The 13,549-nt window shown below is 73.7% G+C and carries 10 protein-coding genes and 4 pseudogenes; 8 read left to right on the plus strand and 6 right to left on the minus strand.

Going from position 1 to position 13,549, the window contains the following annotated elements; translation table 11 throughout:
• Positions 1-526: 526 nt before the first annotated feature.
• Positions 527-1,717: pseudogene (locus ABD207_RS15080) on the minus strand (amylo-alpha-1,6-glucosidase); the annotation flags it as partial.
• Between the two features lie 50 nt (positions 1,718-1,767).
• Between ABD207_RS15080 and ABD207_RS15085 the strand changes: the two are divergent.
• Positions 1,768-1,869, plus strand: a pseudogene (locus ABD207_RS15085) (carbohydrate ABC transporter permease); the annotation flags it as partial.
• Here ABD207_RS15085 and ABD207_RS15090 read toward each other — a convergent pair.
• Positions 1,859-2,089 (minus strand): hypothetical protein, encoded by a 231-nt coding sequence (locus ABD207_RS15090; RefSeq protein WP_425580725.1) that lies wholly within the window; start codon positions 2,087-2,089, stop codon positions 1,859-1,861. The pseudogene ABD207_RS15085 and the gene ABD207_RS15090 overlap by 11 nt on opposite strands.
• Positions 2,090-2,145: 56 nt before the next feature.
• On the opposite strand from ABD207_RS15090, the pseudogene ABD207_RS15095 reads away from it, so the two are divergent.
• The 3 genes and pseudogenes from ABD207_RS15095 to argF all read left to right on the plus strand — a co-directional run.
• Positions 2,146-2,790: pseudogene (locus ABD207_RS15095) on the plus strand (ROK family protein); the annotation flags it as partial.
• 192 nt (positions 2,791-2,982) lie between these two features.
• Positions 2,983-3,828: pseudogene (locus ABD207_RS15100) on the plus strand (Gfo/Idh/MocA family protein).
• Between the two features lie 60 nt (positions 3,829-3,888).
• Positions 3,889-4,887 (plus strand): ornithine carbamoyltransferase, encoded by a 999-nt coding sequence (gene argF, locus ABD207_RS15105; protein ID WP_344013297.1) that lies wholly within the window; start codon positions 3,889-3,891, stop codon positions 4,885-4,887.
• Between the two features lie 45 nt (positions 4,888-4,932).
• On the opposite strand, the gene ABD207_RS15110 is transcribed toward argF, so the two are convergent.
• Positions 4,933-5,388, minus strand: coding sequence for an ATP-binding protein (locus ABD207_RS15110; protein ID WP_344013298.1), 456 nt, complete (start codon positions 5,386-5,388; stop codon positions 4,933-4,935).
• 255 nt (positions 5,389-5,643) lie between these two features.
• Between ABD207_RS15110 and ABD207_RS15115 the strand changes: the two genes are divergently transcribed.
• Together ABD207_RS15115 and ABD207_RS15120 are read left to right on the plus strand one after the other, a co-directional pair.
• A complete protein-coding gene (locus ABD207_RS15115) occupies positions 5,644-6,471 on the plus strand; it encodes an enoyl-CoA hydratase family protein (RefSeq protein ID WP_344013611.1) in 828 nt (275 codons plus the stop codon).
• Positions 6,472-6,473: 2 nt separating this feature from the next.
• Complete coding sequence (locus ABD207_RS15120; protein ID WP_344013299.1) at positions 6,474-8,753, plus strand: bifunctional salicylyl-CoA 5-hydroxylase/oxidoreductase; 2,280 nt, start codon at positions 6,474-6,476, stop codon at positions 8,751-8,753.
• 22 nt (positions 8,754-8,775) lie between these two features.
• Here ABD207_RS15120 and ABD207_RS15125 read toward each other — a convergent pair whose 3' ends face one another.
• Both ABD207_RS15125 and ABD207_RS15130 read right to left on the minus strand, forming a co-directional pair.
• Positions 8,776-9,600, minus strand: a complete 825-nt coding sequence (locus tag ABD207_RS15125; RefSeq protein WP_344013301.1) for a PaaX family transcriptional regulator — start codon at positions 9,598-9,600, stop codon at positions 8,776-8,778.
• Positions 9,601-9,643: 43 nt separating this feature from the next.
• Entirely contained in the window at positions 9,644-11,227 is a 1,584-nt protein-coding gene (locus tag ABD207_RS15130) for an AMP-binding protein (protein ID WP_344013303.1), read from the minus strand.
• A gap of 169 nt (positions 11,228-11,396) precedes the next feature.
• On the opposite strand from ABD207_RS15130, the gene ABD207_RS15135 reads away from it, so the two are divergent.
• Entirely contained in the window at positions 11,397-12,539 is a 1,143-nt protein-coding gene (locus ABD207_RS15135) for an acyl-CoA dehydrogenase family protein (RefSeq protein ID WP_344013305.1), read from the plus strand.
• A complete protein-coding gene (locus ABD207_RS15140) occupies positions 12,536-12,934 on the plus strand; it encodes a RidA family protein (protein ID WP_344013306.1) in 399 nt (132 codons plus the stop codon). Before ABD207_RS15135 ends, ABD207_RS15140 begins: the two co-directional genes overlap by 4 nt.
• A 38-nt stretch (positions 12,935-12,972) precedes the next feature.
• Here ABD207_RS15140 and ABD207_RS15145 read toward each other — a convergent pair whose 3' ends face one another.
• Entirely contained in the window at positions 12,973-13,167 is a 195-nt protein-coding gene (locus ABD207_RS15145; RefSeq protein ID WP_344013308.1) for a DUF5999 family protein, read from the minus strand.
• Positions 13,168-13,549 lie beyond the last annotated feature (382 nt).

The raw sequence follows: 13,549 nt of genomic DNA on the forward strand, positions 1-13,549 counted from the left end.
GCCAGCGCCATGCGGCTCCGGGACCTCGGAGGGGCGGGCGGGTGCGCGGAAGTGATGCGGTTTTGGAGTGCCTGGATTGGCCGGCGGGTGCCTCAGCGCCGTGCGGCCCGGGACGGCGGCGAGACCGGCGGGAGCCCGGGGTTATGCGACTCCGGGGCGCCGGGAGAGACCGGCGGGCGCGCCAGCGCCATGCGGCTCCGGGACCTCGGAGGGGCGGGCGGGTGCGCGGAAGTGATGCGGCTTTGGGGCGCCCGGAAAACCGGCGGAGCACCCAGCCCCATGCGGCTCCGGGACCCCGGAGGGACGGGCGGGTGCCCGGGAGTGATGCGGTTTTGGAGTGCCTGGATTGGCCGGCGGGTGCCTCAGCGCCGTGCGGCCCGGGACGGCGGCGAGACCGGCAGGAGCCCCGGGCCAGGTGACACCGGGCGCTGGGAAGGCCGGCGGGGCGTCCCGGAGCCGCCGTAGGGCGCCGGGGCGCCCCGGGGCATAAGCGATCACAAGCGGTCACAAGCGAGGACTGGTTGCCTCAGTGGCCGCCGCGCAGGGCCGTGAGCAGGGCCAGTGGGGTTGCCGCCGCCCATGCCTGCGGGGAGCAGGAGTGCGGGTAGGGCACCGGCGCCGGGTGGTCTGCGGTGGAGTTGCCCGCCATCACCTCCGGGAGCCGCCAGCCGTGCTGCTCCGCCGCCGCCAGCAGCCCGTCGGCCAGCGTCCGCAGCTCCTCGGTCAGCCCGTGGCGGGCCAGTCCGAGGGCGATCACCGCGTTGTCGTGCGGCCAGCAACTGCCCCGGTGGTAGGAGAGCGGGTGGTACGGCGTCTGCCCGGAGGCGAGCGTGCGCACCGCCCAGCCGGAGAAGAAGTCCGGCTCCAGCAGCCGCCGTCCGACCCGCGCCGCCCGTTCGTCGTCGAGGATGCCCGACCACAGCAGATGCCCCGCGTCGGAGGCGAGCGCATCGGCCTTGCGTCCCTCGCCGTCCAGGGCGAGGGCCGGGAAGTCCTGCCCGGGCAGCCAGAAGTCGCGGTGGAAGCGGGCCCGCAGGTCCGCCGCCACCGACTCCAGCCGGGCGGCGTACGCGGGGTCGTCCCACACCTCGCGGGCCAGCTCGGCGGTCCGCAGCAGCGCGTCGTAGGCGTAGCCCTGGACCTCGGCGACGGCGACCGGGCCGGTCGCCTCGGTGCCGTCGGCGAAGCAGATCGCGCCCGGGGAGTCCTTCCAGTTCTGGGTGACCAGACCGTTCGGGTCGGGCATGTAGACCAGCCAGCCGTGCTCGGTCAGCCCGCCGTCGCCGAGCATCCAGTCGACGGCGGCCCGCGCATGCGGCTCCAGCCGGGCCGCCAACTCGCGGTGGGCGTGCAGCAGCACCAGGAACAGCGGCGTGGAGTCGACCGCCCCGTAGTAGCGCCCGTACGGGACCTGCCGGAAGTGCGCCAGCTCCCCGTGGCGCACCTCGTGCACGATGCGCCCCGGCTGCTCGTTGCGGAAGGCGTCGTACTCGGTGCCCTGGGTCGCGGCGAGCGCCAGCAGGGTGTGCTCGGCCAGCGCGGCACGGTAGGGCAGCGCGAACAGCGAGGTGAGCAGCGAGTCCCGCCCGAAGAGCGTGAAAAACCAGGGGATCCCGGCGCCCGGCACCCGCAGCTCCTCGCCGTCGGGTCCGGTGGCCGGCACCCGCAGCAGGGCGAGGTCGGCGAGGCCCTGCGCACAGGCGCGGGCCAGCCGGTCCGTGCCCTCCACGACCCAGGGCAGGGCGAACTCCTCGATGTCCGCCGCCAGTCTCCCTCGGCACCGTGGCCCTGACCCTCGCGGCGGCCGTCCCCGGCGCCTACGCCATCAGCCGGCTGAGGTTCTTCGGCGGCCGGCAGGTCAGTCCCATTCGACGGGGCCGGGGACGGACAGGCCGATGCCGCACACCTCCGCGGCGTCCCGGCCCGACTCGGCGACCAGGGCGGCGAACCAGCCGCCCAGCTCGTCCAGCACCGGTTCGGGCCCGTCGGTGATGCGCAGCGGCCCGGTCCGCTCGGCCAGCACCTGCCCGGCGAGGTCGAGCACGGCCGCGCGGGCCTGCCGGGTGCCGAGGTCGGCGGCCAGCACCACGGCGTGACCGGCGTCGAACTCCAGCCGCGTTCCTCGCCCGCGAGCCGGGCGCCGCCGAGGACGTCCCCGTGCTCGTCGACAACGACGCCAACCTGATGGCCTACGGCGAGCAGCGGGCCGGCCACCCCGACTGCGGGGCCTTCGTCCTGGTCAAGGCCTCCATCGGCATCGGCGCGGGCGTCGTGGTCGGCGGGCGGATCTACCGGGGCATCGACGGCGGCGCGGGCGACATCGGCCACGTCCGGCTGCACGACAGCGCCGACGCGCTGTGCGCCTGCGGCTCCTACGGCTGCCTGGCGGCGGTGGCCAGCGGCGGCGCGCTGGCCCGCCGGCTCACCGAACTGGGCGTGCCCGCCGCCTCCGGCTCCGACGTGCGTGCCCTGCTGGCCGCCGGCCAGCCCGACGCGGTGCGGCTCGCCCGGCAGGCGGGGATGCGGGTCGGCGAGGTGCTGGCCACGGTCGTCACCCTGCTCAACCCCGGGGTGCTGATGATCGCCGGCGATCTCGCCGGGACGCCGTTCGTCACCGGGGTGCGGGAGGTGCTGTACCAGCGGGCCATGCCGCGCACCACCGCCCACCTCGAGGTCGTCACCTCACGCCTGGGCGAGCGGGCGGGCCTGGCGGGCGCCGCGGCGATGGTGGTGGAGCACCTGTACGCCCCCGAGGTGGCCACCGCCCGGCTCGCGGACATCGCGGCGTAGCCCCGAGCCGCACGGACTCGAGCCCCCACAGACTCGAGCCCCCACAGGCTGGAGTCCGTACGGACTCGAGCCGCACGGACTCCAGCCGCACAAGCGAATGACGCAGACGGACCAGACCACGAACCGGAGCACCTGAATGACAGCCACCCCGTCCGCGTCGGCCTGGTCGGCGCCGGGCCCAGGGCCCGCACCATGCACGCCCGGATGCTCGCGGCAGGTCCCGAGACCGCCCTCGCCGGTGTCTGGGCGCGCCGCCCCGAGGCCGCCGCCGAGGTGGCCGCCCCCTACGGCGCCCCGGTCGCCGCGTCCTTCGAGGAACTCCTCGCGACACCTGCGAGGCGGTGGACTTCGCCGTGCCTCCCGCCGTGCAGGCCGGTCTCGCCGTGCGCGCGGCCCGGGCGGGCAAGGCGCTGTTGCTGGAGAAGCCGCTCGGCCCGGACCTGGCCGGCGCCCGCGCGGTGGCCGAGGCGGTCGCCGAGCACCAGGTGGTCTCCCAGCTGGTGCTGACCAAGCGTGGTCTCCCAGCTGGTGCTGACCAAGCGCTACCACCCGGCCACCCGCGAGTTCCTCCGCCGCGCCGCCGCACTGGGAGAGGTGCGCGGCGCCCGCTCCTGCTATCTGCACGGCGGGTTCCTCGGCGGCGAGCTGGCCACCGCCTGGCGCCTGGAGCACGGAGCGCTGCTGGACCTCGGCCCGCATCTGATCGACCTGCTGGACGAGGCGGTGGGCCCCGTGGTGTCGATCCGCGGCACCGGCGACCCGCGCCGCTGGATCGAGCTGACCTGCGAGCACGCGAACGGCGCGGTCAGCCAGGCCTCCGTGTCGGGCGCGGTGCGGCTGCCGGGCGTGCGCACCCGCATCGAGCTGTTCGGGACCGAGAACGAGCTGGTGTACGACACCGCGGGGATCGACCATGAGGAGTGCTGGCCGGTGCTGCGCCGGGAGTTCGCGGCGGCCGTGCGCGCGGGCAGGTCCGGCGCGCTGGACGCGGCCCGCGGCCTGCGGCTGCAGGAACTGCTGACCCGGGCACTGGACTGAGGACCGAGTCTGTATAGTGATGCATTCGTTCGTATAGTCATCAAGGATCCGGGAGCTCGCATGGCGACAGACCTCGGCGGCCGCCACTTCCTGAAGGAGCTCGACTTCACCGGCGAGGAGCTCCGGCACCTCCTCGCCCTCGCCGCGGAGCTCAAGGCCGCCAAGAAGGCGGGCACCGAGACCCAGCGGCTGCGGGGCCGCAACATCGCGCTGATCTTCGAGAAGACCTCGACCCGCACCCGCTGCGCCTTCGAGGTCGCCGCCGCCGACCAGGGCGCCCACACCACCTACCTCGACCCGTCCGGCTCGCAGATCGGGCACAAGGAGTCGGTGAAGGACACCGCCCGGGTGCTGGGGCGGATGTACGACGCGATCGAGTACCGCGGGGACAGCCAGGCCAAGGTGGAGGAGCTCGCCCGGTACGCCGGGGTGCCCGTCTACAACGGGCTCACCGACGACTGGCACCCCACCCAGATGCTCGCCGACGTGCTCACCATGACCGAGCACTGCGCCAAGCCGCTCACCGAGATCGCCTTCGCCTACCTCGGTGACGCCCGCTTCAACATGGGCAACTCCTACCTGGTCACCGCGGCCCTGCTCGGCATGGACGTCCGGATCGTCGCGCCGAAGACGTACTGGCCGGCCCAGGAGATCGTGGACCGCGCCCGCGAGCTGGCCGCCGCCAGCGGGGCCCGGATCACGCTCACCGAGGAGGTCGCCGAGGGCGTGGCCGGCGTGGACTTCGTGGCCACCGACGTCTGGGTCTCCATGGGCGAGCCCAAGGAGGTCTGGGCCGAGCGGATCGCCGCCCTCGCTCCCTACGCGGTGACCATGGACGTGCTGCGCGCCACCGGGAACCCCGGGGTGAAGTTCCTGCACTGCCTGCCCGCCTTCCACGACCTCGGCACCGCGGTCGCCCGCGAGGTGCACGAGGCCCACGGCCTGGACTCGCTCGAGGTGACCGACGAGGTCTTCGAGTCGCCCCACTCGGTCGTCTTCGACGAGGCGGAGAACCGGATGCACACCATCAAGGCGCTGCTGGTCGCGACCCTGGGTTGACCTCTGGTGCGCCCGGCCGCGGCCCTGTGCTGACCCGGGGGCCGTCTAGGAATGCGGCCGGCGCTGCCGGGGGAGCGGGGAGAGGTGGAACCACACCGCCTTGCCGGACTCGGTCGGGCGGTGCCCGCAGGACGAGCTCAGGGTGCGCAGGAGCAGCAGACCGCGCCCGTGCTCCTGCCAGGGGTCCGGCATGCCGGGGGACGGCCGGGTCAGATCGCCGGGCGGCTCCGGGTCGCCGTCGTGCACCTCGACCCGGCAGCCGTTCGGCAGCAGCCGTACCACCAGCTCTATCGGCGTTCCGGCGCAGGTGTGCTCGACGGCGTTGGCCACCAGTTCGGCGGTCAGCAGCTCCGCCGTGTCGCGGTCGGCGGAGTGGTCCTGCTCGGTCAGGGCCGTACGGACCAGCGCACGGGCCACGGGCACCGCGGCGGTGCTGTGCGGCAGCGCCACGCGCCAGGAGGCGGGGGCTGAGGAGCGTTCGTACAAGGCGGGTCCGTTCATGACAGCAGGCCGTCCTGCTTTCAATTACTCAATGGTGCGACCGGGTGATCCCGGCACCGGACGGCCTACCCAGCCCGTTCCGCCGCCTCCCCTCCCGGTCGGCTCCGTTACCTCCCTGTGGACGAGCCGTGACGAACGCGGCGGTCGTACGGCACACCGTATTGCGCCTACCTGACGACAGTCACGAATGAGTGATAACTTCGGGTGGTAGAGCTCAGCGAGCAGTGCCGCGCCCGCTTCGAGGAGGCCGCCCTGATGAGTCCCTTCACCGGCTCCGCCGCCCGCACCGCCCGCTGGGAGCATGTGCGCGTCGAAATCGACGACGGCGTCGCCACCGTCACCCTCGCCCGCCCCGACAAGCTCAACGCACTCACCTTCGGCGCCTACGCCGACCTGCGCGACCTGCTCGCCGAGCTGTCCCGCGAGCGCGCCGTACGGGCCCTGGTGCTGGCCGGCGAGGGGCGCGGCTTCTGCTCCGGCGGCGACGTCGACGAGATCATCGGCGCCACCCTCGCCATGGACACCGCCCAGCTCCTCGACTTCAACCGGATGACCGGCCAGGTGGTCCGCGCCATCCGGGAATGCCCCTTCCCGGTGATCGCCGCCGTCCACGGGGTGGCGGCCGGCGCCGGCGCGGTCCTCGCCCTGGCCAGCGACTTCCGGGTGGCCGACCCGACCGCCCGCTTCGCCTTCCTCTTCACCCGAGTCGGCCTGTCCGGCGGCGACATGGGCGCCGCCTATCTGCTGCCGCGCGTCGTCGGCCTCGGCCACGCCACCCGCCTGCTGATGCTCGGCGAACCGGTCCGCGCCCCCGAGGCCGAACGCATCGGCCTGATCAGCGAGATGGCGGAGGACGGCGGCGCCGACCAGGCCGCCCAGGCGCTGGCCCGCCGTCTGGCCGACGGCCCGGCCCTGGCCCACGCCCAGACCAAGGCCCTGCTCACGGCGGAGCTGGACATGCCCCTGGCGGCCGCCGTCGAACTCGACGCCTCCACCCAGGCCCTGCTGATGAACGGCGCGGACTACGCCGAGTTCCACGCCGCCTTCACCGAGAAGCGCCCCCCGAAGTGGCAGGGGAGGTAGGGATGGCGTCCACCCAGCAGATCGCGATCGCCGGCGGCGGCCCCGGCGGCCTCTACGCCGCCGCACTGCTCAAACGCCTCGACCCCACCCGCCGGGTGACCCTCTGGGAACGCAACGCCCCCGACGACACCTTCGGCTTCGGCATCGTCCTGTCCGACGAGACCCTCGGCGGCATCGAGCACGCCGACCCCGTCGTCTACGAGGCGCTGCGCAAGGAGTTCGTCCGCTGGGAGGACATCGACATCGTCCACCGCGGCAACCGGCACACCTCCTCCGGGCACGGCTTCGCCGCCCTCGGCCGCCGCCGGCTCCTTGAGATCCTGCACGACCGCTGCCGCTCCCTCGGCGTCGACCTGCGCTTCCGCGCCCCCGCCCCCGACCCCGCCCGGCTGATGGAGACCCACGACCTGGTCATCGCCGCCGACGGGGTCCACAGCACCACCCGCACCGCCTTCCAGGAGGTCTTCCGCCCCCGCATCACCCCGCACCGCTGCCGCTACATCTGGCTCGCCGCCGACTTCGCCTTCGACGCCTTCCGCTTCGAGATCGCCGAGACCGAGCACGGCGTGATGCAGCTGCACGGCTACCCCTACTCCGCCGACGCCTCCACCGTCATCGTCGAGATGCGCGAGGAGGTCTGGCGCGCCGCCGGATTCGGTGAACTCGACGAGACCGAGTCGATCGAACGCTGCGCCAAGATCTTCTCCGAGGCGCTCGGCGGACGCCCGCTGCGCTCCAACAACTCGGTCTGGACGACCTTCCGCACCGTCGTCAACGAGCGCTGGTCGCACGAAAACCTGGTGCTCCTCGGCGACGCCGCCCACACCGCCCACTTCTCGATCGGCTCCGGCACCAAGCTCGCCGTCGAGGACGCCCTCGCCCTCGCCGCCTGCCTGCGCGAACACCCCACCGTCCCGGAGGCGCTCACGGCCTACGAGGCCGAGCGGCGCCCGGTGGTCGCCTCCACCCAGCGCGCCGCACGGGCCAGCCTCGAATGGTTCGAGAACCTCGGCCTCTACCTCGACCAGCCGCCGCTGCGCTTCGCCTTCAACCTGCTCACCCGCAGCCGCCGGGTCACCCACGACAACCTCCGGCTGCGCGACGCCCGCTTCACCGAGTCGGTGGAGCGCGAGTTCGGCTGCCCGCCCGGCACCCCGCCCATGTTCACCCCGTTCCGGCTGCGCGACCTGACCCTGCGCAACCGGGTCGTGGTCTCCCCGATGGACATGTACTCGGCCGTCGACGGCGTCCCCGGCGACTTCCACCTCGTCCACCTCGGCGCCCGCGCGCTGGGCGGGGCCGGACTGGTGATGACGGAGATGGTGTGCGTCAGCGAGCAGGGCCGCATCACCCCCGGCTGCGCCGGCCTGTACACCGGCCGGCAGGCCGAGGCCTGGCGGCGGATCGTCGACTTCGTGCACACCCGGTCCCCGGGCACCGCGATCGGTGTGCAGCTCGGCCACAGCGGCCGCAAGGGGTCGACCAAGCTGATGTGGGAGGGCATGGACGAGCCGCTGGACCACGGCAACTGGCCCCTGGTCGCGGCCTCCCCGCTGCCCTACAAGCCCGGCAGCCAGACCCCCCGCGAACTCACCCGTGCCCAGCTCACCGACATAAGGGAGCAGTTCACTGCCGCCGCACAGCGGGCCGCGCGCGCCGGTTTCGACCTGCTCGAACTGCACTGCGCCCACGGCTATCTGCTCTCCGGCTTCCTCTCCCCGCTGACCAACCGCCGCACCGACGCCTACGGCGGCTCACTCCAGAAGCGGCTGCGTTTCCCGCTGGAGGTCTTCGACGCGGTGCGCGCGGTGTGGCCCGAGGACCGGCCCATGACGGTAAGGATCTCCGCCACCGACTGGGCGGAGGGCGGCAACACCGCCGACGACGCCGTGGAGATCGCCCGCGCCTTCGCCGAGCACGGCGCCGACGCCATCGACGTCTCCACCGGACAGGTGGTCGCCGACGAGCAGCCGGAGTTCGGCCGCTCGTACCAGACGCCGTTCGCCGACCGCATCCGGCACCGCGTCGGCATCCCGGTGATCGCCGTGGGCGCGATCTCCTCCTGGGACGACGTCAACTCGCTGATTCTCGCGGGCCGCGCCGACCTGTGCGCGCTCGCCCGCCCCCACCTCTACGACCCGCACTGGACGCTGCACGCGGCCGCCGAGCAGGGCTACCAGGGGCCGGGCGCGGTGTGGCCGGCGCCCTACCGGGCGGGCAGCAGACGCCCCCAGACGGGCCGCACGGACGCACCCAAACCCCGGCTCACGCTGGATGTCTGAGGAGACCTGAAGGCCCCTGGGGCTACAGCCCCACGAACTCGGCCCCCGCGTCCCTCAGCCGCTCGTGCAGGCCCCGGAAGACGGCGGCGGAGCGCACGCCGGGCCAGTCGGGCGGCAGCAGCGCGGGCGGCAGGCCGGGGTCGGTGTAGGGGAGGTGGCGCCAGGAGTCCAGGGCGAGCAGATAGTCCCGGTACGCCTCCTCCGGCGGGGTGTCCGGCCGCCGCTCCCACGCCTGAAGCACCCGCTCGTGGCGGTCCAGGAACGCCTCGTGCTGCTTGGCGATCCCGGCCAGGTCCCACCAGCGGGCCACCGCGTCGGAGGTCGCGGCGAAGCCCAGGTGCTCACCGCGGAAGAGGTCCACATAGCTGTCCAGGCCGAGCCGCTGAAGGGTGTGCCGGGTCTCCTCGTACAGCCCGGCCGGGGCGATCCACACGCCGGGCGCCGCCGTGCCGAAGCCCAGGCGGGACAGGCGGGAGCGCAGCACATGCCGCTTGTGGCGCTCGGACTCCGGCACCGAGAACACCGCGAGCACCCAGCCCTCGTCCTCGGGCGGCGCGGTGGCGTAGATGCGGCGGTCGCCGTCGTCGAGCAACTGGCGGGCCTCCGGCGACAGTTCGTAGCCGGCCGCGCCCTCGGCGGTGCGGGCCGGGACGAGCAGCCCGCGCCGCTTGAGCCGGGACACCGACGAGCGCACCGAGGGGGCGTCCACGCCGACCGCCGCCAGCAGCCGGATCAGCTCGGCGACGGGCACCGGTCCCGGCACGAAACGGCCGTAGGCGCCGTAGAGCGTGACGATCAGGGACCTCGGGGCGTGCTGCGCGGGCTGTTCTTCGGACACGTTGATCATCCTAATCGCGTCGCCGGAGCCCGGCCGCCCGCGTCTGACCTGGTCAGCCGCGCAACCGGAAGCGCTGCAGCTTTCCGGTGGCGGTGCGCGGCAGCGCATCCAGGAAGACGATCTCGCGCGGGCACTTGTAGGGCGCGAGCTCCGACTTCACGAACTCCCGCAGCGCCTCGGCGTCCCGTTCGGCGCCCTCCTTGAGCACCGTGTACGCCACCACCACCTGACCGCGGTCCTCGTCCGGGCGTCCGACCACCGCCGCCTCGGCCACGTCCGGGTGGCGCAGCAGCGCGTCCTCGACCTCCGGCCCGGCGATGTTGTACCCGGCCGAGATGATCATGTCGTCGGCGCGGGCCACATACCGGAAGTAGCCGTCGGGCTCGCGGACGTAGGTGTCGCCGGTGATGTTCCAGCCGCCGCGCACGTACTCCTGCTGGCGGGGGTCGGCGAGATAGCGGCAGCCGACCGGCCCGCGCACCGCGAGCAGGCCCGGCTCGCCGTCCGGCACGGGATTGCCGTCGGCGTCCTGGACGCGCGCCTGCCAGCCGGGCACCGGGACCCCGGTGGTGCCGGGCCGGATGTCCTCGTCGGCGGCGGAGATGAAGATGTGCAGCAGCTCGGTGGCGCCGATGCCGTTGATGATGCGCAGCCTCGTGCGCTCGTACCAGGCCTGCCAGGTGGCCGCGGGCAGGTTCTCGCCCGCCGAGACGCAGCGGCGCAGCGAGGAGATGTCGTGCCCGTCGAGCTGGTCCAGCATCGCCCGGTACGCGGTCGGCGCGGTGAACAGCACCGACACCCGGTGCTCCGCGATCGCGGGCAACAGCTGGGCGGGATGGGCCTGTTCGAGCAGGAGCGCGCTCGCCCCGGCCCGCATCGGGAAGACGACGAGACCGCCGAGGCCGAAGGTGAAGCCGAGCGGGGGAGACCCGGCGAAGACGTCCTCCGGGAGGGGCCGCAGCACATGGCGGGAGAAGGTGTCCGCGATGGCGAGGACGTCCCGGTGGAAGTGCATGCAGCCCTTGGGCCGTCCGGTGGTGCCGGAGGTGAAGGCGATCAGCGCCACGTCGTCGGCGGCCGTGTCCACCGCCCGGAACGGCGTGGCAGGCGCCGGGCGGTGCAGCAGGTCGTCGGGGGAGTCGCCGCCGTAGGTGGCGATGCGCAGACCGGGCACCTCGGCCTTGGCGAGGTCGTCGACCGAGCGGATGTCGCACAGCGCGTGCTGCACGCGGGCGATCTCGCAGATGGTGCTGAGCTCGTGCGCGCGCTGCTGGGCCAGCACGGTCACGGCGACCGCCCCGGCCTTCAGCACCGCGAGCCAGCAGGCGGCCAGCCAGGGGGTGGTGGGGCCGCGCAGCAGCACCCGGTTGCCGGGGACGACCCCGAGGTCGCTGGTCAGGATGTGCGCCAGACGGTCGACGTGGGCGCGCAGTTCGCCGTAGGTCCAGCTCCCGCCGTCGAGGGCGCGGAACACCGGGCGGTCGCCGGGCTGCCCGGTGAGCAGTGCGGCGGCGCAGTTGAGCCGTTCGGGGTACTGCAGCTCCGGCAGGTCGAAGCGGAACTCGGGCCACTGTTCCGGTGGCGGGAGGTTGTCGCGGGCGAAGGTGTCGACGTGCGCGGTGGCTCGTGGGTTCATGACGATTCGCCCCCTCGGCGTGGTGGGCTCGCAGGGAAGGAGCGTATCGTGTTGGTGACGGCAGTCAACGGTCCGCGATAACCTCGATGCGCTCAGGCGCGACCCGCGGGCGGCAGGCCTCCGGGCGGCCCACGGGGACAGACCCCCACGGGGAGAGAGGGGACCGGTGATGACCGCATTCTCGCTCGAACCAGGACAACGCGCCTGGTGTGCCGAACTGCGCAGGCTCGCCGCCGAACGCCTGCGGCCGCTCGCCGACAAGGGCGAACCCGGCCATGTGAACCGGCCCCTGGTCGCCGAACTCGGCGCCCTCGGGCTGCTGCCGCGGCTGTTCACCTCCGGCGCCCTGGACCTGTGCCTGATGCGGGAGTCCCTCGCCTACGCCTGCACCGAGGCCGAGACCGCCCTCGCCCTCCAGGGCCTCGGCGCCCACCCCGTGCACGCCCACGGCACCCCCGGACAAAAGGAGCGCTGGCTTCCCCAGGTGGGTGACGGCAGCGCCGTGGCCGCGTTCGCGCTCAGCGAGCCGGGGGCCGGCTCCGACGCCGCCGCCCTGTCGCTCACCGCTCATCCGGACGGCCCCGGCCGCTGGCGCCTGACCGGCGAGAAGTGCTGGATCTCCAACGCCCCCGAGGCCGACCTCTACACCGTCTTCGCCCGCACCACGCCGGGCGCCGGGGCGCGCGGCGTCACCGCTTTCCTGGTCCCCGCCGGCCGGCCCGGCCTGACCGGCACCGGCCTCGACATGCTCTCCCCACACCCCATCGGAGCCCTCGGCTTCGACGGCGTTCCGGTGAGCGCCGACGACGTCCTGGGCGAGGTGGACGGCGGCTTCCGGGTCGCGATGGGCACGCTCAACCTGTTCCGGCCCAGCGTCGGCGCGTTCGCCGTCGGCATGGCCCAGGCGGCGCTGGACGCCACCCTCGAACACACCGCCCGCCGCGAGGCGTTCGGCGGCCGGCTCAGCGATCTGCAGTCCGTCTCCCACCAGGTCGCCGAGATGGCGCTGCGCACCGAGGCCGCCCGCCTGATGGTCTACGCGGCGGCCACGGCGTACGACGCGGGCGAGGGCGACGTCCCGAAGCGCGCCGCCATGGCGAAGCTGCTGGCCACCGAGACCGCGCAGTACGTCGTCGACCACGCCGTCCAGCTGCACGGCGCCCGCGCCCTGCAACGCGGACACCTGCTGGAGCACCTCTACCGCGAGGTCCGCGCGCCGAGGATCTACGAAGGCGCCAGCGAGGTCCAACGGGGCATCATCGCCAAGGAGTTGTACAAGGAACTGTCCAAGAATCCGGAGGCCGACCGGTGACCTGCGAGCGCATCGACCCGCCCGAGCTGTCCCCGCCGACCGGCTTCTGTCACGCCGTGGTCGCCACCGGCAGCCGGGTCGTCTTCCTGGCCGGCCAGACCGCCCTGGACGGCGACGGCAAGGTGACCGGCGAGACCCTGCCCGAGCAGTTCGAGCGGGCGCTGGACAATCTCCTCACTGCGCTGCGCGCGGCCGGCGGCACCCCGTCCGACCTGGCCCGCGTCACCGTCTACGCCACCGATGTCGCCGAGTACCGCAGGCACGCCCGCGAACTGGGCCGCATCTGGCGGGAGGCCGCGGGCCGGGACTACCCGGCGATGGCCGTCGTCGAGGTCGTCCGCCTCTGGGACGAACAGGCGATGGTCGAACTCGACGGCTTCGCCGTGCTGCCCTGAAGCCTGCCGCCCCGGTCTGCCGAGCGGCGGGCCGGTGATCAGGCCGCGACCACGAGGCGGTCGGCCGGGGCGCGGTGCGGGGCGATCACCCTGCCGTCCGGCATCAGCTCGCCGGTGTCGTCGAAGACGATCGAGCCGTCGCACAGCAGGCTCCAGCCCTGCTCGGGGTGGGCGGCCACCACGTGCGGGGCCGGTGAGCCGGTGCGGGGGCAGGAAGACCGGTGGGCACACATGGCGCACCTCCACGTCGTGACGATCCGGATGGGCCGTACACCTCGACCATGCGCCCGCCGGGGGCACCTCGGAACGGCCCGCCGGGAAACGTGACAGCTTCCGGACACTCCCGCGACCGTTCTCCGACGGCCGATGCGGACTCGCCACCGAAGGGGTGAGGATGACGGGCGCCGCCTCGCCCGCCGGGTACTGCTGGAACCCCCACAGGTCGGATTGTCGCTCCAACGGGAGGTTTCCCATGTCCCTGCGCCCCCTCCTCACCGCCGCGGCCGGCGCGGCGCTGCTGCTCGGCCCCGTCGTCGCCGCGCCCCCGGCCGCCGCGGCGGCCACGCCGCAGATCCAGCTGATCCCGGCTTCGGCCCAGGGGGCGCTCGACGCCGC

It is taken from the genome of Streptomyces thermospinosisporus, assembly GCF_039526425.1.
Taxonomy (GTDB): domain Bacteria; phylum Actinomycetota; class Actinomycetes; order Streptomycetales; family Streptomycetaceae; genus Streptomyces; species Streptomyces thermocarboxydovorans.